Genomic DNA, 23854 nt, shown 5'->3' with positions numbered 1-23854 from the left:
AGGCTGTCGATAATTTTACGCACCTCTGGATCGACTGTGGATAACAGGTCTGGCATTGGGGATGGAAGCAGGCGGCCGGTTTATCCCCGAAGCTGTCCCTTGATTTATCCACAGGTCGCCAACACAGTCCTCCCATGAACCGTCTCCACCTCCATCTGATATCGGATTCCACCGGCGAAACGCTGGAAAGCATCGTCAAGGCGGCGATCGCCCAGTTCGAGGATGTCGAGGCGATCCGCCATTTCTGGCCGATGGTCCGGTCGGAGGATCATCTCCAGCGCATCCTGCGGGAAATTTCGGGCAATCCGGGCCTCGTGCTCTTCACCCTGTTCAACCCGGTGCTGCGGCGCAAGCTGGAACATCAATGCCGGGCGCTGGGCCTGCCCCATGCCGCGCCGCTCGACAGCGTCACTGATTCCATGTCCAACATATTGGGGCAGGAAACCCGCAACCGGCCGGGCCGCAAGCATATATTGGACGAAGCCTATTTCGCGCGGATCGAGGCGATTCAATATACCATCGCCCATGACGACGGCGTCGGCGAGGAGAATTGGGAGGAAGCCGACATCATCCTGGTCGGCGTGTCGCGCACGTCCAAGACGCCTACCTCCATCTATCTCGCCAATCGCGGATACAAGACGGCGAACGTCCCGGTCGTGCCGGAATCCCCGCCGCCGTCCAGCCTCTATCATCTGAAGCATCCGATGATCGTCGGCCTCACCATCAGTCCGGACCGGCTGATCCAGATCCGCCGCAACCGCCTGCTCTCGCTCAACCAGGCGCCGGAAACCGCCTATGTGGACCTGGAGCGGGTGCAGCAGGAGGTCGCCTTCGCCCGGCGCATGATCGCCGACAATGGCTGGCCGACCATCGACGTCACCCGCCGTTCGATCGAGGAAGCGACGGCGGCGATCATCAACCTGTTCAACGACCGGTTGATGGGCCGGTCGGAATGGAGCGAGGCGAGCGCATGAGCGGCCCCGACCCCATTCTTCTCGCCTCGCAAAGCTCCAGCCGCCGGGCGATGCTCAAGGCTGCGGGCGTCCCGTTCGAGGCGCTGTCGCCCAATGTGGACGAGGATGCGTTCAAGGAGGATTTCCGCGCGCGCGGCCTCGACGCGCGCCACATCGCCGACGCGCTGGCGGAGATCAAGGCGCTGCGCCTCTCCTCGCGCGTGCCGGGCGGGCTGGTGCTGGGCTGCGACCAGACGCTGGAGCTGGACGACGGCTCGATGATCGACAAGGCGGTCGACCGGGCCGCCGCCGCCGCGATCCTGCGCCGCCTGTCGGGGCGAAGCCATATCCTCCACAGCGCGGCGGTGATCTGCGAAGGCGGCCAGCCGGTCTGGCGCCATATCGAAAAGGCGCGGATGACGGTGCGGCCGCTCTCCGATGCGTTCATCGAAACCTATCTCGATGCCGAGTGGGAGCAGGTGCGCTGGTGCGTCGGCTGCTATCGCATCGAGGGGGCGGGCGCGCAGCTGTTCAGCGACATAAGGGGCACGCATTTCGCGATTCAGGGACTGCCCTTGCTCGCCTTGCTTGACTTTTTGCGCGCGCGCGGCGTTTTGGCGCAATGACGAACGCAGACCTCCCTTCCGACGCCTCGCTGCCTTATGCCCCATTGCCTTATGCCGAGGTGATCGGCGACCCGATCGCCCACAGCAAATCGCCGCTCATCCACGGCTTCTGGCTGCGCAAGCTGGGGATAGAGGCCGATTACCGCAAGACCCATGTGCGGCCCGACGAACTCTCCGCCTATTTCCTCAAGCGCCGCGCCGATCCCGACTGGCTGGGTTGCAACGTCACCATACCGCACAAGGTGGCGGTGATGGACTATGCGAGCGATCCCGGCGAGGTCGGCCGGCTGATCGGAGCAATGAACACCATCGCCTGCGAGACCGCCGGGCCGCTGATCGGCACCAACACCGATGCAGGCGGCTTCCTGGCGCCGTTGCAGGCGATGGGGTGGAAGGGCCGCAGCGCACTTCTCGTCGGCGCGGGCGGCGCGGCGCGGGCGATCCTCTATGCGCTGACGCAGACGGGGACGGACGATATCACCATCATGGCGCGCGACGCGGCCAAGGGGCGGGAACTGCTCGACCGCGCCGGGGTGAAAGGCCGCGTCATCGGCATGGACGATCCGGTGCCGCCGGTCGACCTGCTGGTCAATTGCAGCCCGCTCGGCATGGCCGGAAAGCCGCCGCTGACCCTCGACCTCGCGCCGCTGCCCGACCATGCGGTGGTCTACGACATCGTTTATGTACCGCTCGATACGCAATTGCTGCTGGATGCGCGCGCGCGGGGTCTGCGCACGATAGACGGGTTGGAAATGCTGATCGGCCAGGCGGCGCTGGCGTTTGATATCTTCTTCGATGCGCCCGCGCCGCGCGAACATGATGCGGAGCTGAAGGCGCTGCTCGTGGCGGCGGACTGACGGGGCGCGGGGCGGCATGGCGAAGCGATATGGCCTGACCGGCTCCATCGGCATGGGAAAAAGCGCCGTCGCCGCGATGTTCGTGCGCGAAGGCGTGCCGGTGTTCGATGCCGATGCGACAGTGCACGCGCTGCAACGCCCCGGCGGGCGGGCGCTGCCGGCGATCGAGGCGCATTTCCCCGGCACGACCGGGCCGCAGGGCCTCGACCGGGCGAAGCTCGCCGCGATCATCCTCGCCGATCCGCGCGCGCGCAAGATGCTGGAGGGGATCATCCACCCGATGGTGCAGCAGGAACGGCGGACATTCCTGCGCCGCCACGCCGCGCGGCCGCTGGTCATCCTCGACATTCCGCTGCTCTACGAGACTCACGCGGAACGGCAGCTGGACGGCGTGATCGTCGTCACCGCGCCGCCGTGGAAACAGCGCCGCCGGGTGCTGGCCCGGCCGGGAATGACGGAGGGGAAATTCCGCGCGATCCTCGCGCTGCAAATGCCCGACGCATTGAAACGGCGCAGGGCCGATCATATCATCCACACCGGCACCACATTTCATCGGACGCGCGGCCAGGTTCGTGCGTTGCTTGCTTGCCTTCTCCGCAAGGCGGGGCGATAGTGGGAATCAGAGGGTCACTAGAGTCGATGCGAGAGATTATCTTCGACACGGAAACGACCGGCTTCGACCCCCAGACGGGGGATCGGCTTGTTGAAATCGGCTGCATTGAGATGGTCAATCGCGTTCCGACGGGCGCGACCTATCATTGCTATTTCAACCCGCAACGGTCGATGCCCGCGTCGGCCGAGGCGATCCACGGCCTGTCGGAGCGGTTCCTCGCCGACAAGCCGCTGTTTGTCGACAAGGTGGAGGAATTGCTGGAGTTTCTGGGCGATTCCATGCTGGTCGCGCATAATGCGCGGTTCGATTTCGGCTTTCTCAATCACGAACTGGGCCGCTGCGGCCGCACCGCGATCTCGCTCGACCGGATGATCGACACGATGACGCTGGCCCGCACCGCCCATCCCGGCGCCAAGCATACGCTCGACGCGCTCTGCTCGCGCTATGGCATCGATCGCAGCCACCGGGTGAAGCACGGCGCGCTGCTCGACGCCGAACTGCTGGCGCAGGTCTATATCGAGCTGACCGGCGGGCGGCAGATCGGCCTCGGTCTGGCCGACCTGCCCGCCACAGGGCCGGTCGTGGCGGTGGAGGCGGCGGCGCTGGTCGCCACAGCGCCGCGCATCAGGCGGGAACCCCGGCATTTCGCCGTCCCGCCGGAGGAATTGGAACGGCACAGGGCGTTCATCCGAACGCTGACCAATCCGCTCTGGGGTGTCGAAACCCCGGTCGCGGAAACGGCCTGAGCCGTTCCGAACATCGGAACCGGCTCTGCCGGTTTCGCAAGAAGCAAAGGAGAAACTTCAGATGGACATTCGTATTTCCGGTCATCAGGTCGATACTGGCGATGCGCTCAAGGAGCATGTTACGACCCGATTGGATGCCATCGCCGATAAATATTTCTCCCGCACCCTTTCCGCCAATGTGACCTTCCGTCCCGCGCCGCACGGCGCCTTTCACTGCGACATCGTCTATCATGTGATGTCGGGGCTGATCCTCAAGGGCGCGGGCGAGGCGCAGGACGCGCATGTCTGCTTCGACGTCGCCGCCGGGCGGATCGAGAAGCAGCTGCGCCGCTACATGCGCCGCCTGAAGAGCCGCCAGCTCCAGACCGCCGCGGCCGAGGCCGCGCGCGACCCGGAAAACGGCCTCGACAACGCCGCCTACACCATCTTCGCCTCCACGCCGGAGGAGGAGGAGCCGGCCGAGGCGCCCGTCATCATCGCCGAAACCCGCGTGGACATACCGGAAGCCAGCGTTTCCGACGCGGTGATGATGCTCGACCTGCGCAACACCAACGCGCTGCTGTTCGTCAATGCCGGCACCTCGACCTATAATATGGTCTATCGGCGGCAGGACGGCTCGATCGGTTGGGTAGAGCCGCGCTGACAGCGATATTCGCCATCCTCGGGCCCTTCGCTCATAGCGTTGCGGTTGACGTTGCGCGCCGCTGCGACTATGCGCCGGGCCTGAGGATCAATGCGGCGCCTGTAGTGACAAGGGAGCAGCGGTGCCGGGCAGCGGGGCCGACCCGCCGCACAGCCAGAGCATTTTGATGACAGATTTTCATGATCTCCTGGTGCCGAAGGCGGTTTGCAGCAGGCTTTCGGTAAACAGCAAGAAGCAGTTGTTCCAGAAACTCGCGGATATGGCGGCGCAGGCCTATGGCCTGTCGCCCGACCTCGTCTATGAGCGGCTGATGGAGCGGGAACGGCTGGGATCCACCGGCTTCGGCGGCGGCATCGCCATTCCCCACGCGAAGATAGAGGGGCTGGAAAAGGTGCACGGCCTCGTCCTGCTGCTCGACCCGCCGATGGCGTTCGAGGCGGTGGACGAAGCGCCGGTCGACATCGTCTTTTCCCTGCTGTCCCCGGTCGACAGCGGCGCCGAGCATCTCAAGACGCTGGCGCGCGTGTCCCGCCATCTGCGCAGTGGGCAGAACGCCACGCGCATCCGGGGCGCCGGGTCGGACGAGGCGCTGCTGGCCCTGCTCGCCGGGGCAGAGGCCCGTGACGCCGCCTGATACCGAAGGTGCGGCCGGGGGCGCATCCGTTCCCAGCGGGGAACAGGCCCATTTCCGCGCGCTGGAGCGGCTTTACGCCTCCGCGCCGATCAACCGCCTGTTCACCTCCCGACTCAGCATAGCCGAAGCCGGCCATGCGGTGATCGACTTTACTGTCGACGAATCGCTCTATCATGCGGCGGGCGCGGTCCACGGCACCGTCTATTTCAAGATGCTGGACGATGCGGCCTTCTATGCCGCCAACAGCCTGGTGAACGACCGTTTCCTGCTGACAACCGCATTCAACCTGCTCTTCACCCGCCCGCTGCGGACGGGCAAGGTGCGGGCGATGGGCCGCTGGATCAGCGGGCACCGCCGCGTGTTCGTGGCGGAGGCGAGTCTGGTCGACGGCAGCGGCGAGGAAATCGGCCGGGGCACCGGCACTTTCATGCGCTCGCAGCACGAACTGTCCGGCCTGCCCGGCTACAATCCGGAAAAGGGATGAGCCTCCTGCCGCCGGGGCGCGGGTAGTGAGCGCGCGGCTGACCAGCCAGATGCTGGCGCAGGCGCTGATCCGCCGGACGCAGGCCGAGGGCGGCTTTGCCGCAGTGCTGCACCGGGGCGATTCGATCAGCGGGGCGATCCTGCTTTCCTGCCCGGATTCCGACCATCGGCCCCGCCTTTTCGAGCGCGTGCCGGACCTTTCGCGGGGCTATGATATCTTGCCCGTGGCGCAGCCCCATTGGGGCGATGAAGAGGCGATAACCCAATATATTGAGCGTCGCCGCCGGTCGGACCCCGACCTGTGGGTGATCGAACTGGACGTCCCAAATGGGGAACGTCTCGCCGCCGCCATTTTGACCGGCGATTGACATAGCGGCCCCGCCCCTTATGAGGGCGCGAGTTTTAGCACCCATGCGCAGGTTGCCGATTGTCGTTCACGGGGGACGGAACGCGGTAAACACGCAGACGGGGGGCGGCGCGGCGTCCTATAACAAAAGATAAAGGATGCGACGTTTCGGGCCGACCAACCGCATGTTTTTGGATTGGTATGAGTTTTCCGGTGAAGTCCGCGTTCGTCGCGGCGCTGACGCTATGTTCCTTCACCGCGGCGGTGGCCAGCGGTGTTTCGAGGGCCGATGAAGCCCCCTCCGTCACGGGCACGCAGCCCGTCATGATCGATACGTCCCGTCCTTCCGTTGCCACCGCCGCGTCCGGTCAGATCCGTTTCGCGCCCCGGAAGGAAGTGGTCCAGCCGCTCGGCACGATGCAGGGCGCGCGCAAGGCCGGCGATATGGCATCCGCGGCGCCGCGCGCCGACGAAATGATTGCCGTGCCGGACAAGAATTATTCCTCGCTCGCCGCGATGGTTCGCGAAGTCGACACCTCGGCCTCGCTCGATGAAGAGACGCGCTGCCTCGCCACGGCGGTGTTCTATGAATCGCGCAGCGAGAGCCTGGAAGGCCAGCTCGCGGTCGCGCGGGTCATCATCAACCGCGCCGAATCGAATCGCTTCGGCGAGGATATGTGCGACGTCGTCGCCCAGCCCGGCCAGTTCAGCTTCGTTCGCGGCGGCGTGATCCCCGCGCCCAATGCGAGCCGCCCGGCGTGGAAGACCGCGATCGCGATCGCCCGCATCGCCCAGGAAAATGCATGGGCCAGCAAGGCCGAAGGCGCGCTCTATTTCCATGCCCGCCGGGTTTCCCCTTCCTGGCGCCGCGCCCGTGTCGCGGTGATCGACAACCACATCTTCTATCGCTGATGCACGGACGGCGGGGAAACCCTGCCTCCGGCCGCGCCGAGATACCGAGAGATTTGGGAAAAGACGGCACAAGCTGCCGCAAAAATGGCGTCGCCGCTCGATTTATCAGGATTTTGCTCTGAAGCTTGTCCTGAAAATGAGCGGCGGCGTTGCTACGTCCAATGGGTTTTCGTCGATACTGAGATCAACTCAACTCTGGATGCAAGACCAGCATACGCCTCCTGGGTGAGTCGCTCAAGCGAATATATTTCAGAACATCGGCCCCTGCACCGGCCCGCTCTTGCGGGTGGCGGCGCTGCCCGCCGCCGGTTTGCCGCTGTCCAATATGTCGAGTATCGCCTGGCTGCGCCCGTCGCGCCGCGCATAGTCGCGGGCGGTCATGCCGGCCAGCGTGTCGGCCTTGTCGGGGTTCGCGCCCTTGCTGACCAGCAGGCGGATCAGCGGCAGGTCGCGCAGCTGCACCGCGCGGATCAACGGCGTCTCGCCGCTGTCATTGGCCTTGTCCACCTGCGCGCCATTGTCCAGCAGGACCTGCGCCCCTTCCAGAAAGCGCAGCCGCGTCGCCACCATCAGCGGGGTGCTGCCCTGCCCGTCCGTCATATTGGGGTTGGCCCCCTTGCCGAGCAGGAAGCCGAGCCAGGCCGCGTCGCGCCGTTCCACCACGATATGCAGCGCGGTCTGCCCGTTCGATATGTCGCGCGTGTTGATGATGGTGGAGCCGGGCTTGCTGATGATCTCCGTCACTTTCGCGCCGTCCTTGTCCCGCACCGCCTTCAGAAAGTTGTAGCTGTCGGAAAACTGGGCCATGGCGACGGCGGGCCAGAGCGAGAGGGCGACGAGAGCGGAGGAAAGAACGCGCAATTTCATGATACGGGTCCGAAACAGGAAAGGATGCGCCGAATATGGCGCTGCCCCGCCCGTTTTCAAAGCGAATTTGCAGGGGATTAGCAATTGCCAAAGCCGGCGCTTCGCGGCATGGCAGGGCGATGGTCAGGACATTTCTTCTTGCGATGCTGGGCGGCGGCGCGCTGGCGCTGGCAGGGTGCGGATCTTCGGGCGGCGGTCCGTTCTCCCCCATCGAGCAGGGCAGCCTTGCGGGGGCGCGGATCGGCGGCCCGTTCACGCTGACCGACCAGGATGGCCGCAAGCGCAGCTGGAGCGATTTCGAGGGCAGCTATCGCCTCGTCTATTTCGGCTACAGCTATTGCCCGGACGTCTGCCCCGTCGATCTCCAGCGCATCGCGCAGGGCTATGCCGCGTTCGAGAAACAGGCGCCCGACCGCGCGGCGAAAGTGCAGCCGATCTTCATCACGCTCGACCCCGAACGGGATACGCCCGAGGTGCTGAAAAATTATGTATCGGCCTTTCACCCGCGCCTCGTCGGCCTGACCGGCACGCCCGACGAGATCGCCGCCGTCGCGAAATCCTTCGTCGTCGTCTATATGAAGGATACGCCCAAGGGTTCGACCGACTATCTCGTCAGCCACAGCCGCACCCCCTATCTGTTCGGGCCCGACGGTGCGCCGATCGCTCTGGTGCCGGTCGACGATCCGGCCACGCCCAATAAGGACGAAGGCACCGCCGCCGAGATCACCAGGGTGCTGGACCGCTGGGTGAAATAGATGAAGGGCCGGGCAAAGTGACCGGGCTGCGTCCGCATTTCTGGGAATTGCCGCTCGACGCGCTGAGCGGGGAGGAATGGGAGGCGCTGTGCGACGGCTGCGGCAAATGCTGTCTGCACAAGGCGGAGGACGAGGATAGCGGCCGCATCTATTTCACCAATATCTGCTGCCGCCTGCTCGACAAGGACAAGGGCTGCTGCACCCGGTATGAAACGCGCCACGCCTATGTGCCCGATTGCGTGCGGCTGACCCCGGAAACGCTGGACGACATACCATGGCTGCCGAAAAGCTGCGCCTATCGCCTGCGCAACGAGGGGCGGCCCCTGCCCGCCTGGCACTATCTGGTCTGCGGCGACCGGGAAGCGGTGCATCGCGCCGGGGAATCGGTGCGCGGCTGGACGGTGGACGAGGACGAGTCGCTGGATTGGGAAGAACATCTTGTCGAGCGCGAAATCTGAAGCCTTTCTGACCGTGGACGGCGCGCCGGTGCCGGTGCTGGTCCGCCGCTATGCGCAGGCGCGCGGCTATCGCCTGCGCTATGACCCCACCCATGGCCGCTTGCTGCTGTCGGTTCCGGCGCGGGGCGGGCTGAAGGCTGCGCTCAGCTGGGCGCAGACGCAGGAGGGCTGGGTGCGCGGCCAGATCGGCAAGGCGCCCGACCTTTTGTTCCTGCAACCGGGCGCGCTGGTGCCGGTCGAGGGGGTGGAGCGTCTCGTCCGCTGGGACCGGGCCTTTGCGCGCACGCCCCGGCTCGACGGCGGGGAGCTGCGCGTGGGCGGGCCGGAGGAACAGGTCGGCCCGCGCCTGCTGCGCTGGCTGCGCGCCCATGCACTCGACGTGCTGACGCGCGAGACGCTGGTGATCGCCGCGCGCGAGGCGCTGCGCGTCGCGTCGGTGAAGATCGGCGATCCGCGCAGCCGCTGGGGCAGTTGCGCGACGGACGGGACGATCCGCTACAGCTGGCGGCTGATCCTCGCCCCGCCGGAGGTGCGGCTGGCGACGGTCGCGCATGAGGTCGCGCATCTTCTCCACATGGACCACAGCCCCGCCTTCCACGCGGCCCATGCGCGGCTATTGGGCAGCGATCCCGCCCCCGCCCGGCGCTGGCTTCGCGCCCATGGCGCGGCGCTGCACCGGGTCAGGGCCTGACGGGAACGGCGGTGGTGGGCGGCTCGGCGGGGCGGCCGCCATTGCCGCCCGCGGGCCGCGCGCCCCCTCCTCCGCCATTGCCGGTGCGATTGGGATCGCGCCCCAGCACATTGTCGATCCATTGCTGGTCGAGCCTGCCACCGGGCGGCGGCGGTTCGGCCGGGGGTGTCCCGTCGCTCTCGTCGGGCGTGGTCGGATAGGGGCTGTCGCGGGCGGCGCCGGGAATCGGGTTGCCATCCTCGTCGACCAGCGGCCCCTCGTCCGGGTCGCCATAATAGGCCTCGTTGTCCGGTTCCAGCTGCCATTCGGGCAGCGTCACCTCGGTTTCGAACTTCTCGGCCGGGCGGCGGGCGACGGCGACCTTCATATAGCTGGCGAACGCCTGCGCGGGCGCGCGGCCGCCTTGCAGGCCGCCGACCGGCTTCGCATCGTCGCGGCCCATCCACACGCCGGTGGTGATGCCGCTCGAAAAGCCGAGGAACCAGCCGTCCTTGTTGCTGTTGGTGGTGCCGGTCTTGCCCGCCACCGGGCGGCCGATCTGCGCCGCGCGGCCGGTGCCGGTGTTGACGGCGGTTTGCAGCAGGTCGGTGATCCCCGCCGCCACCCAGGGCGCGACCAGCACGCGGCTGGTGTCGTCCTCATGGCTGTAGAGCAGGCGCCCGTCCGCCGTCGTCACCTTGGTGATGCCATAGGGCGCCACCGCCACCCCCTTGCGCGCGACCGAGGCGAAGGCGCGGGTCATGTCGATCAGCCGCACGTCGGACGAGCCGAGCACCATCGACGGATGGGTGTTGACCGGCGTCGATATGCCGAAGCGCCGCGCCATGTCGGCGATGGTGCCGAAGCCCACATCCTGCCCGATCTTCGCCGCAACGGTGTTGATCGAATAGGCGAAGGCGGTGCGGATGTTGATCTCGCCCGAATAGCGGCCGCTGCTGTTGCGCGGGCTCCAGCCGTTAATGTCGACCGGCTCGTCCACCACCTTGGTTTCGGGCGTATAACCCCCCTCCAGCGCGGCGAGATAGACGAACAGCTTGAACGCCGAGCCCGGCTGGCGCATCGCGGTGGTCGCGCGGTTGTAGTTGGACGTTACATAATCGAGGCCGCCTACCATCGCGCGCACCGCCCCGTCGCGGTCCAGCGAGACGAGTGCGGCCTGCGCGCCCTTCGGCGCATTGGCCCGCAGCGCCGCCGCCGCCGCCTTCTGCATGTTGAGGTCGATGGTGGTGTAGACCTCCAGCGGCTCGTTCTGCTCGTCGATCAGCGTGTCGAGCTGCGGCAGCGCCCAGTCGGTGAAATAGCGCACGCTGTTCTGCGGCGGTTCCGGCGCCATCGTCACATTGTCGAGATTGGCCGCCTCCCGCTCCGCCCGCGTGATGTCGCCATTGGCCGCCATCACGTCGAGCACGACGCCCGCGCGGCCCAGCGCGGCCTCCACGTCGGCGGTGGGGCTGTAGCTCGACGGCGCCTTCACCAGCCCGGCAATGATCGCCGCCTCCGGCAGGCTGAGCTTCGTCGCCGGGTGGCCGAAGAATTTGCGGCTGGCCGCATCGATGCCATAGGCGCCGCCGCCGAAATAGACCTTGTTGAGGTACAGCTCCAATATCTGCTGCTTGGAGAATTTCCGCTCCATCGCCAGCGCGAGGATCATTTCGCGAGCCTTGCGGCCAAAGGAATAGCTGTTGTTGAGGAAGACGTTGCGGGTCAGCTGCTGGGTGATCGTCGACGCGCCCTGCATGCGGCGGCCGGTGCCGCGATGCTCGACCGCGAACCACGCGGCGCGCGCCATGCCGACCGGATCGACGCCGGGATGGTGGTAGAAGCGCTTGTCCTCCACCGACACCATCGCCTTTTTCATCACGTCGGGAATCTGGTCATGGGCCAGCCAGCGGCCGAAGCTCGGCCCCAGCGAGACGATGACCGAGCCGTCGGCGGCGTGCACGCGGATCATCTGTCCATTGGGCGAGGATTTGAGGCTTTCGAAGCTGGGCAGCGACTGCATGGCGACGAAAACCGCCGCCACCAGCGCGATCAGGCCGCCCAGTGCGGTGAATATGCCCAGCTTGAGGAAACGCACGAGCCAGAGTTTCGCCTTTTGCGGCAGTGCCATGCTGTATTCAGTCCGCCTTCTTGGTTCTCCAGCGGCTTAGCCTGACGGAATATCCGCCGCAAGGCCGCAGGCCCACGCCCCGCCTTTTCTTGCGGGCCGTTCCTCCAAAGCCATGCCGGGGTTTAATCGCCGCTGAACGGATCAGCGCGGCCTGAATTCCATCGACGCGCTGTTGATGCAATAGCGCAGGCCGTTCTCGCCGGGGCCGTCGGGAAAGACATGGCCAAGATGCCCGTCGCAGCGGGCGCAGCGCACCTCGACCCGGCGCATGCCGTGGCTGGTGTCGACATGCTCGTCGACCGCCTCCTGCGCGACCGGATCGGTGAAGCTGGGCCAGCCCGACCCGCTATTATATTTGCGCGCGGAATCGAACAGCTCCGCCCCGCATCCGGCGCACAGATAGACGCCGTCGGCCTTCAGCTTTTCATAGGCGCCGGTGAAGGCGCGCTCCGTCCCCGCCTCGCGCAGGACATGAAATTGCTCCGGCGTCAGCCGCTCGCGCCATTCAGCGTCGCTCAGGTTCAGTTTGTCAGCCATGCCGGATATATGTTGCGTGGCCCCCGCTCATGCAAGAGGGCGCGGGTCATCCCCGCGACCGCGCCGCCTGCCGGGCGATGGCGAGCAGTGTCTGCCGCACCGCGATATCGCCGGGGCCGCGGGAATCGCGCGTCGCCCGCTCGGCTTCCAGCAGCCGGTGCATCAGCCGGGCGACGCTGTCGAGCGGCCAGGCGCGGGCCTGCCGCTGGACCGCCGGCTTGTCCTTCCAGAAGATCGCCCTGCCCATCGCCTCGATCGCGCGGTCGAGGCCGCTGCGTTCCGCCTCCGCGTGGATCTGGCCGATCAGCGTCGCGCGGGCGATCAGCGGGCGGGTGACGGAAGCGAGCGCGGTGCCGCTCGCCGCCATCATCGACAGTTCATGATGCAGCGTGTCGATATCGCCGCCGAACACCGCATTGACCAGTGGGCCGACATCGGCCTCCACCGCCTCGGCCGACAGCGCATCGAAGGCCTCGGCGCTGGCGTTGGCGGGCTGTTCGGGCGTGGCGTCGCAATAGAGCGCCAGCTTCTCCACCTCCCCCGCCATCAGCGCGCGGTCGTTTCCGGCTGCCTCGGCGATGCGGCGGACGAGATCGGGCGTCAGCCGCAACCCCCGCTCCCGCGCGAGTCCCGCGACGATCTGCGCGGCATCCTTGTCGTCCGGGGCATAGCTGGCATAGGCCAGCGCGGCAGGATGATCGAGGCACAGCTTCGCCAGCTTCGACGTCGCTTTTATAGCGCCTGCTACAATTACCACGGGATTGCCTGCCTGCGGGGCGGTCAGCAGCGCCTCCACCGCGGCGACGCTCTCTTCCCCCGCGCCGCTGACCCTGATCCACCGCCGGTCGCCGAACATCGAAAGCGAGGCGGCTTCGTCGGCCAGCCGCGCCGGGTCGCCGCGCAGCGTCGCGCCGTCGAGGTCGATCCGCTCCGCCTGATCGCCCATCGCGCGTTCCAGCCGCTTGACCAGCGCCATGCTGCCCGCCTCATCGGGGCCGTAGAGCAGGAAGAGGCGGACGTCCGGCGAGGGTGCGTCCATCGCCTTTTCCATCTGGGGAAGCCTCGCCGCCTTCATGGCGCGGGCCTAGCGGGTGCCGGAAGCGACGGCGGGATCGGCCGTGACCTTCCGCGCCATATGGGTGATGATCTGGTCCGCGACGATCTGCGACAGGCGTTCGAGCGCGGTGTCTTCCGCCGCGATGGTCGCATATTCGCTGCTGGCGACGTCGATGCCGACATCGGACCCGGCGGTCGCGTCCATCACCACCGCCCCGGTCGCCACGTCGAACAGCTGATAGCGGGCGCGCAGCGTCCTGCGCTCGCGCGTCACCGCATCGTCGGGGCGGACGCCGATGCCCATGATCTCGTCGTCCAGCTTCACCACCAGCCGGTAATGCGGGCCGTTGCCGCCGGAAATCGCCGCCAGCCGGTCATGCAGCGCATTGCGGACCAGCCAGCCGCCCTTCCCCTCGATCGGCGCGATCTCGACGCTGCCGAGCGTGCGCGCGACCGCGCCGCTGGTGCCGCCCGCATAGAGCGGCCGCAGCCCGCAGCCCGCCAGCAGCGGCGTCAGGGCCAGCAACAGCAGCGCGGCCCGGTGCGGAACGGTGCGGGCGATCAGGCGAGTCATACCACCAGATTGACCAGACGGTCGGGAACCACAATGATTTTCTTCGGCACCGCCCCATCCAGCGTGCGCGCGACATTGGGCGCGGCGAGCGCCAGCGCCTCCACCTCCGCCTTGGGCAGGCCCTTGGCGACGGTGATGGTGTCGCGCAGCTTGCCCATCACCTGCACGGCGATAGTCACCTCGTCATCGACCAGCAGCGCCGGGTCGACCGGCGGCCAGGCGGCGTCGGCGATCAGCCCCTCGCCGCCCATGTCCGCCCATGCCTCCTCGGCCAGATGCGGCACCATCGGCGCGACCAGCAGCGCGAGCGCGCGGATCGCCTCCGCGCGGCTGGCCGAAGGCGCGGCCTTCTCGATCACATTGGCCAGCTCGTAGATCTTCGCCACCGCCTTGTTGAAGGACAGCGCCTCGATATCCTTGGCGATGCCGTCGATGGTCTGGTGCAGCTTGCGGTCGAGCGCCTTGTCGGAACCGTCCTCGCCCCGCTCGCCCGCCTCGCCGAACAGCCTCCAGAGGCGATTGACGAAGCGCCACGACCCTTCGATGCCGCTCGCCGTCCATGGCAGGTCGCGCTCCGGCGGGCTGTCGCTGAGCATGAACCAGCGCACCGCGTCGGCGCCATATTGATCGATGATGTCGTCGGGATCGACGACATTCTTCTTCGATTTCGACATCTTCTCGACACGGCCGAGCGTCACCGGCTCGCCTGTATCGCTCACTACAAAAACATCGCCGCGCTTCTCGATCTCCTGCGGGGCGAGCCAGCGGCCGTCGGGCGCCTTGTAGGTTTCGTGCGTGACCATGCCCTGCGTGAACAGGCCCGCAAACGGCTCCTTCACGTCAATGAGGCCGATATGGCTGAGCGCCCGCGTCCAGAAGCGCGCATAGAGCAGGTGCAGGATCGCATGCTCGACGCCGCCGATATATTGCCCGACCGGCAGCCAGCGCTCCGCCTCCGCCTTGTCGAACGGCCTGTCGTCGGGCTGGCTGGCGAAGCGGATGAAATACCAGCTCGAATCGACGAAGGTGTCGAGCGTGTCCGTTTCCCGCCGCGCCGGCTGGCCGCATTGCGGGCAGTCGACATGCCGCCAGGTCGGGTGGCGCTCCAGCGGGTTGCCGGGTATGTCGAAGCTCACATCCTCCGGCAGCTTCACCGGCAGCTGGTCCTTGGGCACCGGCACCACGCCGCAGCCGTCGCAATGGATGAACGGGATCGGCGTGCCCCAATAACGCTGGCGCGACACGCCCCAGTCGCGCAGGCGCCAGATCGTCGTCCCCAGCCCCCAGCCTTCGGCTTCGGCGCGGGCGATGACGGCGGCCTTGGCGGCTTCCACGTCCATGCCGTCGATGAAGCCGCTGTTGATGAGCCTGCCCGGCCCGGTATAGGCTTCCTCGCCGATCGGCTTGTCCTCATCGCCGGGCGCGGCCACCACGCGCGGCGTGGGCAGCATGTACTTGCGCGCGAAATCGAGGTCGCGCTGGTCGTGCGCGGGCACTGCCATCACCGCGCCGGTGCCGTATTCCATCAGCACGAAATTGGCGACGAACAGCGGCAGCCTGCGATCCGGCAGGAACGGGTGGATCACGCTGAGGCCGGTGTCGTAGCCCTTCTTCTCCTGCGTCTCCACTTCGGCGGCGGCGGTGCCGGTGCGGCGGCATTCCTCGGCGAAGGCGGCGAGCTGCGCGTCCTTTTCCGCCAGCGCCAGCGCGATCGGGTGATCGGCGGCGATCGCGGCGAAGCTCGCGCCGAAGATCGTGTCGGGCCGGGTGGAGAACACCTCCAGTTCCGTGATGTCGCCCACTGGGGCGTCCAGCCGGAAGCGGAATTGCAGGCCCTGGCTCTTGCCGATCCAGTTTTCCTGCATCAGCTTCACCTTGTCGGGCCACTGGTCCAGCCCCTTCAGCCCTTCCAGCAGATCGTCGGCGAACTGGGTGATCTTCAGGAACCACTGGTTGAGCTTGCGCTTTTCCACCAGCGCGCCGGAGCGCCAGCCGCGCCCGTCGATCACCTGCTCATTGGCGAGCACCGTCATGTCGACCGGGTCCCAGTTGACCGCGCTTTCCTTGCGATAGACGAGGCCCGCCTCATAGAGGTCGAGGAACAGCGCCTGTTCGTGCCCGTAATAGTCCGGCTCGCAGGTCGCGATCTCGCGGCTCCAGTCCAGTGCGAAGCCCAGCTTCTTCAACTGCGCCTTCATGTTGGCGATGTTGGAGCGGGTCCAGTCGCCGGGGTGCACCTTCTTTTCCATCGCCGCGTTTTCGGCGGGCATGCCGAACGCGTCCCAGCCCATCGGGTGCAGCACCTCATGGCCGATCATCCGGCGATAGCGCGCCAGCACGTCGCCCATCGTATAGTTGCGCACATGGCCGATATGGATGCGCCCGGACGGATAGGGGAACATCTCCAGCACATAGGACCGGGGCTTGGTCGAGGCATCGTCCGCGCGGAAGCTCTGCTTCTCGTCCCAGATGCGCTGCCATTTGGCATCCGCCTCCAGCGGATTGAAGCGCCTTTGCATGTCTACAGCTCCCTGACGGGGCTGCGCCAAGGGCGGCCCCGACCTGTTCAATCGAAAATCAGGACGGGCGATCAGCCCTGGCCGAGCGCCATGTGGCGCAGGCTGCGCGCGCGGGTGAGGATGATCTCCTCCAGCTTCTGCACGGTGGCGGCCTTGACCGGCGCGTCGACCCACTGGCCGTTCTGCAGCACCTGGCGGCTGGCGGCGACGCGCAGCGCGTCGGCGCGCAGATCCTGATCCAGGATCGACACGGTCAGCTTCATCCGCTCATTGGGCGCGGACGGGTTGGCATACCAGTCGGTGACGATGACCCCGCCGTTGGAATCGGTCTGCACCAGCGGCATGAACGACAGGGTGTCGAGCGTCGCCCGCCACAAATAGCTGTTGACGCCGATGGTCGTCACCTTGGAGGCGGCGAGATCGGCCTTCGGCCTGCTCTTGCCGCCGCAGGCGGCGAGCGCGCCCACCAGGGCAAGCACGCAGAGTCGGGTGAGAAGGCTGGACGATAACCGCACGGTCATGGGGCACTTTCTTCAACTGGCGGAACGGGGGACGCCCGATCCCTTGATGATCGCTTGCCGCATCTATAGCCGCACTGGCCCGATCGGCAAGCCTGCCTGATGGCATGGAGCCGCCCGTCGCGCAAGTATCGCGCGCGGATGCGAGCCAGATGCGAGCGCGCGATTCGCCGTGCATCGGCGGGCGGGCTGTGTGTTTTTCGCAACAAGGGAAAAAATAACCGAGTCCGGTTCTGGTCTTTTGCGAGCCGTTCGCCTATCCTCATGTCAGACATATAAATGGACTTGCGAAGAGTCGGGCTGGAGTCATGGTTGGGCTAAGGGGGTATATCACAGCGATCGCGCTGGCGGGCAGTGTTTCCGCACTTGTCGCCGCGCCTGCGATCGGCGCCGCGAGCGACCTGCTGAAACAGGCCGCCATCGCCCCCGTATCGCTCAACGAACTGGGCAGCATCACCTCCTTCACACCCACCATTCGCGACGAAAAGCTGTCCTCGGCCTATGCGAAGGCCAGCCTCAGCCGCAATGCGCGCAATTTCCGGTTTACCCCGACCAGCGGATCGATGAGCGGCCGCCGCTCGATCACCGTGCTGGTGCGCGCCGACAGCGCGATGGTGCGCGCCGCCGAGCGGGGCGCGTCGCCGCTCAATATCGAACCGCTGGCCTTCAACCTCGACGCCTCGCGCGGCTGGCGCAAGTTTGCGCTGCCCGAAGCGGTCGGGCGCAAGCCGCTCGACCCGGTTTCGACCGAGCTGGCCGGTGGCGCGCATAATTTCTCGCTGGAGAGCAAGGGCGGTTCGCGCCTGAAGGCGAATGTGCAGCTTGAGGCGCGCCGCGATACCGGCGTGACGCCGACGCTTGCGCCGGAACTGCCGTACAGCGTCGATCTGGGCAGCAGCTATTCGCTGACGCGCAACCTCAACGTGACGGCGGGCGTCCGCTATGGCGGGCCGGACAATCGCCTCGGTCCGATCACCGATCAGCGGCAGGACAACCAGGCCGTCTATATCGGCACGATCTTCAAATTCTGATTTTGATGGCTGGCTTCGGAGCCTGACGGCCACGCCTGCCGGTCCTGAGTCGCAGTGGCAGGCTGGAGCAGGCTCGCCAGCTTCATCCGCCTCCGTTCAGGCTGAACCCCCGTTTGTGCCGAACCTGATTTCCGTTCGGGCTGGGCCTGTCGAAGCCCAGCCCTTCTTCGGTATTGGGGTCACGCCTTTTGGATCGTGTGGCCCCGCCTTTGCTCAGCGCATCGATAGCAGCCCAGCCATGGGCGCCGAACGGCCGCACCCGCCGAAAGCGCGCGGCGTCCATTCCGCCCAGCGCGATGACGGGCAACCCGGCCCCCTGCGTCAGCAGGCCGAAGCGGATCGGGCCGAGTGCGGCGGCGCCGGGATGGGAGCGGGTCGAGAAAACCGGGGAGAGAAAGACGATATCGGCCCCGGCCCGCCGCGCGGCGACCAGATCGCGCCGGTCATGGGCGGGCATCGACAACAGCAGGCCCGCACGGCGGAGCGTCCGGCTTCCCCCCGCCCCCGCCCAGCCGGGCCGGTGCACGCCATCCAATTGCAGCGGGGATCGCTCCCCGTCGCTTCCCGCGTCGAACAGCAGCAGGCCGCGCCGCCGCGCCACGTTGCCGATCCGGCGCAGCAGCGCCCGGCGACGGTCGGAAGGCAGGCGATAATGGCGGAAGACGACGCCGCTGCCTCCGGGTAATCGCGCGAGCGCGTCGAACAGCGCGTCCTCGTCCACCCGCTCGTCGGTGAACAGCCACAGACGGGGCAGGGGGCGCCCGGTTCGGGAAAGCCTGTCTTTTCGGTGGAACCGGGCCATCGGCTTTTCTATAGCGTCCTCCATGACGAGTGCCAGCCCCGATACCGCCCCCTCCACGCCGCTGGAGGAAGTGCATGCCGCCATCGCCCGTGCCGCGCGGATCGCGGGGCGTTCGCCTGCGGACGTGCATCTGGTCGCGGTTTCCAAAACCCAGCCGGTCGAGGCGATCCGCCCGCTGCTGGCGACAGGGCATCGCGAATTCGGGGAAAACCGCGTGCAGGAAGCGCAATCCAAATGGCCCGCGCTCAAGGCGGAGCATCCCGATATCGTGTTGCACGGCGTCGGCCAGTTGCAGAGCAACAAGGCGGCCGATGCCGTCGCGCTGTTCGATTGCATCCATTCGCTCGACCGTCCGTCGCTGCTCAAGGCGCTGGCGCACGCGATGGATGCGGCGGGGCGGCGCATCCCCTGCTTCGTGCAGGTGAATATCGGCGAGGAGCCGCAAAAGGGCGGCTGCGCCATCGCCGATGTCCCCGCGCTGCTCGCCGCCGCGCGGGATGCCGATATCCCGGTTCTCGGCCTGATGTGCGTGCCGCCCGCCGATGTCGAGGCCGCGCCCTATTTCGCGCTGCTCGCCAAGATGGCGCGGGACGAGGGGCTTTCCGGCCTCTCCATGGGCATGTCCGGCGACTATGAAACGGCGATCATGCTGGGCGCGACCCATGTGCGCGTCGGCACCGCGCTGTTCGGTGCGCGGAATTATAGCGCCTGATAAATAAAGGTTGCCTCGGGTAAGCGGGGCGGGTGGAGCGCCTCCCATATTGGTCGAAAATTTTCACGCGGAGACGCGGAGGCGCGGAGGAGAAGGACTGAGCCTCAGGCTCTGCGTACCTTGCATGGGCTTGGCCAAGAGAGAGCAGGGTGTTTCTTTTCGGCTGGGCGCCAATATCTCCGCGCCTCCGCGCCTTCGCGCGAACCAAATGCGATCCATCCGCAGAACGGGAATCATCCCAAAAGAAAAAGGCGCCCCCGATCATGCAGGGGCGCCTCATATTCTGTAGTTTACGCTTCAGAACTTGCCGCGCAGCGTGATGCCATAGGTACGCGGTTCGGCCAGATAGGCGGAGAAAAGCTGGGTTCCCGCCGCGAAGCTCGGCGCTCCGATCGCCTGCACCTGCGCCACCGAGCCCGCGCCTTGCAGCGGGGTGTTGAACGCCACCTGCGTATATTTGGTGTTGAAGACGTTCTGGCCCCAGAACTCCACCGCCCAGCGCTCGTCCGGGCCGCGCACGCCGACGCGGGCGTTCCAGATGCTGTAGCCGTCCTGGATCTTCTCCGGGAACAGGTCGGACCCGGTGTTGTAGTCGCCGGTCATGCGCCCGTCGAAATAGACGAGGCCGGAAAGGCCGCTCGACCCCAGCGGCGGGGTCCAGGCGAAGCTGACCGTCGCCACATATTCGGGCGCATTGCTGTTGATGCTGCCGGGCAGCAGGAACAGCGCGGTGTCGAGCGGCGTGTTGCCGTCGCCGCTGCCCACCAGTCGGCTGCGGAACTTCGCCCGCGCATAGGTCATGCCCGCGCCCACCCGCACATAGGAAATGGGCGAGGCGCTCAGTTCCACCTCGATGCCCTGGCTGATGAGGCCCGCGGTCACGTCGTCGCAGGTCCGGCCCGCCGTCAGCGCCTCGTCGCAGCCGTTGATGTTCTGCACGACGAAGCTGGTGCCGTTGAAGGTGTTCAGCTGGAAATCGCTGAATTCCTGCCGGAACGCGGCGATATTGGCACTGAACCGGCGGGTGGCGTATTTGAGGCCGATCTCGAACGCATCCACCTTCTCCGCCGCGAACCGCAGCGACGGCGCGTCGGCGGCGCTGCGCGGGAAGAAATAGGTGGCCGGGGACGAGGTCAGGGCCGACAGGCCGGTATTGCCCAGCTCGAACCGGTCGAGATTGTATCCGCCCGCCTTGTAGCCGCGCGAATAGCTGGCATAGACCAGCGTTTCCGGCGTCGGCTTGTAGGAGAGGACCGCGGTGCCGGACAGTTCGTCGTCGCTGAAGCTGTCGGAGAGCTGCAACGCGTTGAGGCCGGTGCTGCTGTTGCCGAGGCAGCCTAGCGACAATATGCCCTGCGCCAGCGCGGTGCCCGTGCCGAACGAGCCGAGCGCGAGATCGACCAGATCGTCGACCGCCCCCGGATTGCGCGCCTGCAGCGCGGCGCAGGCCGCATTGTCGTTGACGAAGCTCGCGCGCAGGCTCTTCTTTTCATGGGTATAGCGCAGGCCCAGCGTCAGATCGAGCTTATCTGTAATGTGCACTATATTATGCGTGAAGGCGGCGAAGCTCTCGCTCTTCTGCCGGTACCGCGCGTCCTGATCGCCCGCCGTGGTGCCATTTGCACCGATATTGAGCAGCGTCTTCATCGCGCTGTTCAGGATCGGGTTGGTCACCTGCGGATCGATCACGAAGGCGCTCATCGCCGCGCGGTTGTTGCACGGCAGCGCCGCCGCCACCTGCGGCGAGGTCGCGAGAATGCGGCAGGCCGCGAACAGTCCGTAATCATTGCCGAAGCGGATATTGTCGACCAGCGTCAGCTTCTCGTTCGAATAATAGCCGCCGACCAGCCAGTCGAGCCTGTCGTCGAACGCCGCGCCCTGCAAGCGCAGCTCCTGCGTGAAGGTCTTGAACTGGCGATAGGTGTTGGGGTCGCGATAGAGGATGTCGGCGGCGTTATAGTCGTAATCGCCATAGTCGCGCGACTTATAGTCGCGATAGGCGGTAATGCTGGTCAGCTTCGCCCCGCCGAAATCATATTCGATCTGGCCCGAAACGCCCCAGTCGCGCAGCTTGCTGACATAATCGCGGCCCGGCGTGATGCTGGTGCGGCGGCTGTAGGGATCGACGGTGATCGGCTGGCCGCTGATCGTGCCCAATATGGTGGCGATGCGGCTGGTGCCGTTTTCGGCATAGTCGCCCGGCACACCCGGCGTCGGGTCGACGACCTCGCGCGTCGAGATATAGACCGCGCCGCAGCAGCTTTCGTCGCGGCGGGTATAATCGCCGATCAACCGGATGGAGAGCGAGTCGTTCGGCTCCAGCAGCGCCTGCCCGCGCAGGAACCAACGGTCGCGATCGTTGGTTTCCCCGACCTTCGCCCCGGTGCGGTCGACCAGCTTCATGAAGCCGTCGCGTTGCGACCAGACGCCGTCGAGCCGCAGTGCGACCGTTTCGCTCAGCGGGCCGGTGACGCTGCCCGACAGGCGCCAGAAATCATAGTTGCCGTAGGTGACTTCGCCCTTCGCGCCGAAGGTGAATTCGGGCGACTGGGTGACGATGTTGATGAGGCCCGCCGACGCGTTGCGGCCGAACAGCGTGCCCTGCGGCCCGCGCAGCACCTCGACCCGCTCGATCTCGCCCAGATCGGTCAGCCCCGCGCCGGTGCGGGAGCGGTAGACGCCGTCGATGAACACCGCGACCGAGCTTTCGAGGCCGGGATTGTCGCCCACCGTGCCGACGCCGCGAATGCGGGCGGCGCCGTTCGCCTCGCTGCCGCTCGACGAAACGAGCAGCGACGGCGCGAGCTGGTTGAGTTGCCTGATGTCATTGGCGCCGCTGTTCTGAAGGCTGGCGGCCGATACCGCCGACACGGCGACCGGCACGCTCGACAGCGGGCTGGCGCGCTGGGTGGCGGTGACGATGATGACCATCGGGTCGTTCTCGTCCGCCGCCGCCTGTGCATTTTCCCCGGCGGGGGTGGTTTGCGCCTGGATGGACATGGGAATAGCCAGCGCCAGAACGGCCACGCCTTCCCAAAGCAGATTGCCCCTTTTCATAGTGCATCCTTCTCCTGTTTACCCGACATTATGGCACGGCATTTATTTCTGTTTTGTAAGGACAGGCTAACAAAAGAATGGAGCCCCTGCCAGAGAAGGAATAGGGGGTTCGCCCTTCTTTTTTCATTCTTTTTCATTTGTCCCGGCCCCCTATCTTCCGGGGCGCGGCGAAGCTATAGCGCCGTTTCATGTCATCGCCCCGCGTTCAAGCTGAAAGCGCCGCGCCTTTTCGCATGGCGGCGCTCTATCACTTCACCCGTTTCGACGATCCCGCCGCGCTGCGCGGGCCGGTGATGGAGCAGTGCCGCGCGCTCGACATATGCGGCACGCTGCTGCTTGCGGCGGAGGGGCTGAACGGCACGGTCGCGGGCATGGGCGACGCGGTGGAGCGGCTGGTCAGCTGGCTGCGCGCGCTGCCGGGCTGCGCGGAGATGGACATCAAATATTCGACCGCATCCGAGCGCCCCTTCGGCCGGATGAAGGTGAAGCTGAAGCGGGAAATCGTCACAATGGGGGTGGAGGGCGTGGACCCGGCGCGCGACGCGGGCCTCTATGTCGAGCCGTGCGACTGGAACGCGCTGCTGGCCCGGCCCGATGTGGTGCTGATCGACACGCGCAACGATTATGAGGTGGCGATCGGCAGCTTCGCCGGGGCGATCAACCCGGACATCCGCACCTTCCGCCAGTTTCCCGGCTGGTTCGCGGAGCAGAAGGCGCAGTGGGAGCGGGAAGGCCGCGCCCCGCCCGCCGTCGCGATGTTCTGCACCGGCGGGATACGATGCGAGAAATCCACCGCCTTCGCCCGCTCCATCGGTTGCGAGGAGGTCTATCATCTGAAGGGCGGCATCCTCAAATATCTGGAGGAGGTGCCCGCCGAACGGAGTCTGTGGCAGGGCAATTGCTTCGTCTTCGACGAGCGCGTGTCGGTGGGCCACGGCCTCGCGCCGACGCAGGACCGTATGTGCCGCGCCTGCGGCCATGCCCGTGGGCCGGACGGGGAGCATGTCTGTCCGGCGGGGGAATAGGGTGGGTCGCTTTGGCCCAATGGGGGATCTTGGCCTTTACCGTCACCCTGAACTCGTTTCAGGGTCCATTTCACCGGATTGAGCGGAGGCTATTGGGGCCTTGTGGATGCTGAAACAAGTTCAGCATGACGATGGGGCTATGTCCCTGCAACAACCCAAAAAAAAACCGCCCCGAAGGGCGGCTTGAAAGTTCTAGGAGAGGATGCCTGAAAGGCAGGTCCCTTTTGCGGTTGCGGCCGGAATCCCGCAAGTGCGAAGAAATTGTCACAGTTGCATTAATTGCAACTCACAGAGACAGCCCCGCTTTCCGTAGCGTCAATTCTACGCAG

25 protein-coding genes are annotated in these 23854 nt (G+C 66.3%); 16 read left to right on the top strand and 9 right to left on the bottom strand.

Annotation, left to right across the window (positions count from 1 at the left end; all coding sequences use genetic code 11):
• Window positions 1-134: 134 nt before the first annotated feature.
• The 10 genes from GGR43_RS15070 to GGR43_RS15025 all read left to right on the top strand — a co-directional run bounded on the left by GGR43_RS15070 (window position 135) and on the right by GGR43_RS15025 (window position 6813).
• Window positions 135-974: a pyruvate, water dikinase regulatory protein gene (locus GGR43_RS15070; protein ID WP_188072816.1), complete on the top strand. Its 840-nt coding sequence runs from the start codon at window positions 135-137 to the stop codon at window positions 972-974.
• On the top strand, window positions 971-1579 hold the full coding sequence (locus GGR43_RS15065; protein ID WP_188072815.1) for a Maf family protein: 609 nt from the start codon (window positions 971-973) through the stop codon (window positions 1577-1579). Before GGR43_RS15070 ends, GGR43_RS15065 begins: the two co-directional genes overlap by 4 nt.
• Window positions 1576-2436, top strand: a complete 861-nt coding sequence (aroE, locus tag GGR43_RS15060; protein ID WP_188072814.1) for a shikimate dehydrogenase — start codon at window positions 1576-1578, stop codon at window positions 2434-2436. Before GGR43_RS15065 ends, aroE begins: the two co-directional genes overlap by 4 nt.
• Window positions 2437-2452: 16 nt before the next feature.
• On the top strand, window positions 2453-3049 hold the full coding sequence (coaE, locus tag GGR43_RS15055) for a dephospho-CoA kinase (protein WP_188072813.1): 597 nt from the start codon (window positions 2453-2455) through the stop codon (window positions 3047-3049).
• Between the two features lie 26 nt (window positions 3050-3075).
• Window positions 3076-3795 carry a DNA polymerase III subunit epsilon gene (gene dnaQ, locus GGR43_RS15050; RefSeq protein WP_188072812.1) on the top strand — a complete coding sequence of 240 codons (720 nt, stop codon included), beginning with the start codon at window positions 3076-3078 and terminating at the stop codon, window positions 3793-3795.
• A 61-nt stretch (window positions 3796-3856) separates the two neighbouring features.
• Complete coding sequence (hpf, locus tag GGR43_RS15045) at window positions 3857-4438, top strand: ribosome hibernation-promoting factor, HPF/YfiA family (RefSeq protein ID WP_188072811.1); 582 nt, start codon at window positions 3857-3859, stop codon at window positions 4436-4438.
• Between the two features lie 166 nt (window positions 4439-4604).
• The gene (locus tag GGR43_RS15040; protein WP_188072810.1) at window positions 4605-5072 is read left to right on the top strand and encodes a PTS sugar transporter subunit IIA; all 468 of its coding nucleotides are present in this window, start codon (window positions 4605-4607) and stop codon (window positions 5070-5072) included.
• Window positions 5059-5556: a PaaI family thioesterase gene (locus GGR43_RS15035; protein WP_188072809.1), complete on the top strand. Its 498-nt coding sequence runs from the start codon at window positions 5059-5061 to the stop codon at window positions 5554-5556. Before GGR43_RS15040 ends, GGR43_RS15035 begins: the two co-directional genes overlap by 14 nt.
• A gap of 25 nt (window positions 5557-5581) precedes the next feature.
• The gene (locus tag GGR43_RS15030) at window positions 5582-5923 is read left to right on the top strand and encodes a DUF1491 family protein (RefSeq protein ID WP_284277154.1); all 342 of its coding nucleotides are present in this window, start codon (window positions 5582-5584) and stop codon (window positions 5921-5923) included.
• 179 nt (window positions 5924-6102) lie between these two features.
• Window positions 6103-6813 carry a cell wall hydrolase gene (locus tag GGR43_RS15025; protein ID WP_188072808.1) on the top strand — a complete coding sequence of 237 codons (711 nt, stop codon included), beginning with the start codon at window positions 6103-6105 and terminating at the stop codon, window positions 6811-6813.
• Between the two features lie 249 nt (window positions 6814-7062).
• Here GGR43_RS15025 and GGR43_RS15020 read toward each other — a convergent pair whose 3' ends face one another.
• Complete coding sequence (locus tag GGR43_RS15020) at window positions 7063-7680, bottom strand: ankyrin repeat domain-containing protein (RefSeq protein WP_188072807.1); 618 nt, start codon at window positions 7678-7680, stop codon at window positions 7063-7065.
• A gap of 119 nt (window positions 7681-7799) precedes the next feature.
• On the opposite strand from GGR43_RS15020, the gene GGR43_RS15015 reads away from it, so the two are divergent.
• The 3 genes from GGR43_RS15015 to GGR43_RS15005 are packed head-to-tail and all read left to right on the top strand — an operon-like array spanning window position 7800 to window position 9584.
• Entirely contained in the window at window positions 7800-8435 is a 636-nt protein-coding gene (locus GGR43_RS15015; protein ID WP_188072806.1) for an SCO family protein, read from the top strand.
• Between the two features lie 26 nt (window positions 8436-8461).
• Window positions 8462-8893, top strand: coding sequence for a YcgN family cysteine cluster protein (locus GGR43_RS15010; RefSeq protein WP_188072920.1), 432 nt, complete (start codon window positions 8462-8464; stop codon window positions 8891-8893).
• On the top strand, window positions 8874-9584 hold the full coding sequence (locus GGR43_RS15005; RefSeq protein WP_188072805.1) for a M48 family metallopeptidase: 711 nt from the start codon (window positions 8874-8876) through the stop codon (window positions 9582-9584). Before GGR43_RS15010 ends, GGR43_RS15005 begins: the two co-directional genes overlap by 20 nt.
• Here the strand turns inward: GGR43_RS15005 and GGR43_RS15000 are convergent.
• The 6 genes from GGR43_RS15000 to GGR43_RS14975 form a co-directional block, all read right to left on the bottom strand.
• On the bottom strand, window positions 9574-11694 hold the full coding sequence (locus GGR43_RS15000; RefSeq protein ID WP_188072804.1) for a transglycosylase domain-containing protein: 2121 nt from the start codon (window positions 11692-11694) through the stop codon (window positions 9574-9576). The two genes, GGR43_RS15005 and GGR43_RS15000, sit on opposite strands and share 11 nt — an antisense overlap.
• A gap of 141 nt (window positions 11695-11835) precedes the next feature.
• On the bottom strand, window positions 11836-12231 hold the full coding sequence (msrB, locus tag GGR43_RS14995; RefSeq protein ID WP_188072803.1) for a peptide-methionine (R)-S-oxide reductase MsrB: 396 nt from the start codon (window positions 12229-12231) through the stop codon (window positions 11836-11838).
• 46 nt (window positions 12232-12277) lie between these two features.
• Window positions 12278-13306 carry a DNA polymerase III subunit delta gene (holA, locus tag GGR43_RS14990; RefSeq protein WP_188072802.1) on the bottom strand — a complete coding sequence of 343 codons (1029 nt, stop codon included), beginning with the start codon at window positions 13304-13306 and terminating at the stop codon, window positions 12278-12280.
• 9 nt (window positions 13307-13315) lie between these two features.
• Window positions 13316-13861 (bottom strand): LPS assembly lipoprotein LptE, encoded by a 546-nt coding sequence (gene lptE, locus GGR43_RS14985; protein ID WP_188072801.1) that lies wholly within the window; start codon window positions 13859-13861, stop codon window positions 13316-13318.
• Window positions 13858-16380, bottom strand: a complete 2523-nt coding sequence (gene leuS / locus GGR43_RS14980; protein ID WP_188072800.1) for a leucine--tRNA ligase — start codon at window positions 16378-16380, stop codon at window positions 13858-13860. Before leuS ends, lptE begins: the two co-directional genes overlap by 4 nt.
• A 71-nt stretch (window positions 16381-16451) precedes the next feature.
• Complete coding sequence (locus GGR43_RS14975; RefSeq protein WP_188072799.1) at window positions 16452-16901, bottom strand: DUF3576 domain-containing protein; 450 nt, start codon at window positions 16899-16901, stop codon at window positions 16452-16454.
• Window positions 16902-17206: 305 nt separating this feature from the next.
• Between GGR43_RS14975 and GGR43_RS14970 the strand changes: the two genes are divergently transcribed.
• Entirely contained in the window at window positions 17207-17929 is a 723-nt protein-coding gene (locus GGR43_RS14970) for a hypothetical protein (RefSeq protein WP_188072798.1), read from the top strand.
• A gap of 82 nt (window positions 17930-18011) precedes the next feature.
• On the opposite strand, the gene GGR43_RS14965 is transcribed toward GGR43_RS14970, so the two are convergent.
• Window positions 18012-18755, bottom strand: a complete 744-nt coding sequence (locus GGR43_RS14965; RefSeq protein WP_343054497.1) for a thiamine phosphate synthase — start codon at window positions 18753-18755, stop codon at window positions 18012-18014.
• Here GGR43_RS14965 and GGR43_RS14960 point away from each other — a divergent pair.
• Entirely contained in the window at window positions 18754-19443 is a 690-nt protein-coding gene (locus GGR43_RS14960; protein ID WP_188072797.1) for a YggS family pyridoxal phosphate-dependent enzyme, read from the top strand. The two genes, GGR43_RS14965 and GGR43_RS14960, sit on opposite strands and share 2 nt — an antisense overlap.
• Before the next feature lie 297 nt (window positions 19444-19740).
• Here the strand turns inward: GGR43_RS14960 and GGR43_RS14955 are convergent, their stop codons facing one another.
• Window positions 19741-22500 (bottom strand): TonB-dependent receptor, encoded by a 2760-nt coding sequence (locus GGR43_RS14955; RefSeq protein WP_188072796.1) that lies wholly within the window; start codon window positions 22498-22500, stop codon window positions 19741-19743.
• Window positions 22501-22688: 188 nt separating this feature from the next.
• Here GGR43_RS14955 and trhO point away from each other — a divergent pair, with 188 nt between their 5' ends.
• Window positions 22689-23525 carry an oxygen-dependent tRNA uridine(34) hydroxylase TrhO gene (gene trhO, locus GGR43_RS14950; RefSeq protein WP_188072795.1) on the top strand — a complete coding sequence of 279 codons (837 nt, stop codon included), beginning with the start codon at window positions 22689-22691 and terminating at the stop codon, window positions 23523-23525.
• The last annotated feature ends 329 nt before the right edge of the window (window positions 23526-23854 follow it).

This window comes from Sphingobium jiangsuense (assembly GCF_014196495.1).
GTDB classification, from domain to species: Bacteria; Pseudomonadota; Alphaproteobacteria; order Sphingomonadales; family Sphingomonadaceae; genus Sphingobium; species Sphingobium jiangsuense.
The sequence above is the reverse complement of the archived record's forward strand: the minus strand, read 5'-3'. Positions and strand labels throughout refer to the sequence as shown.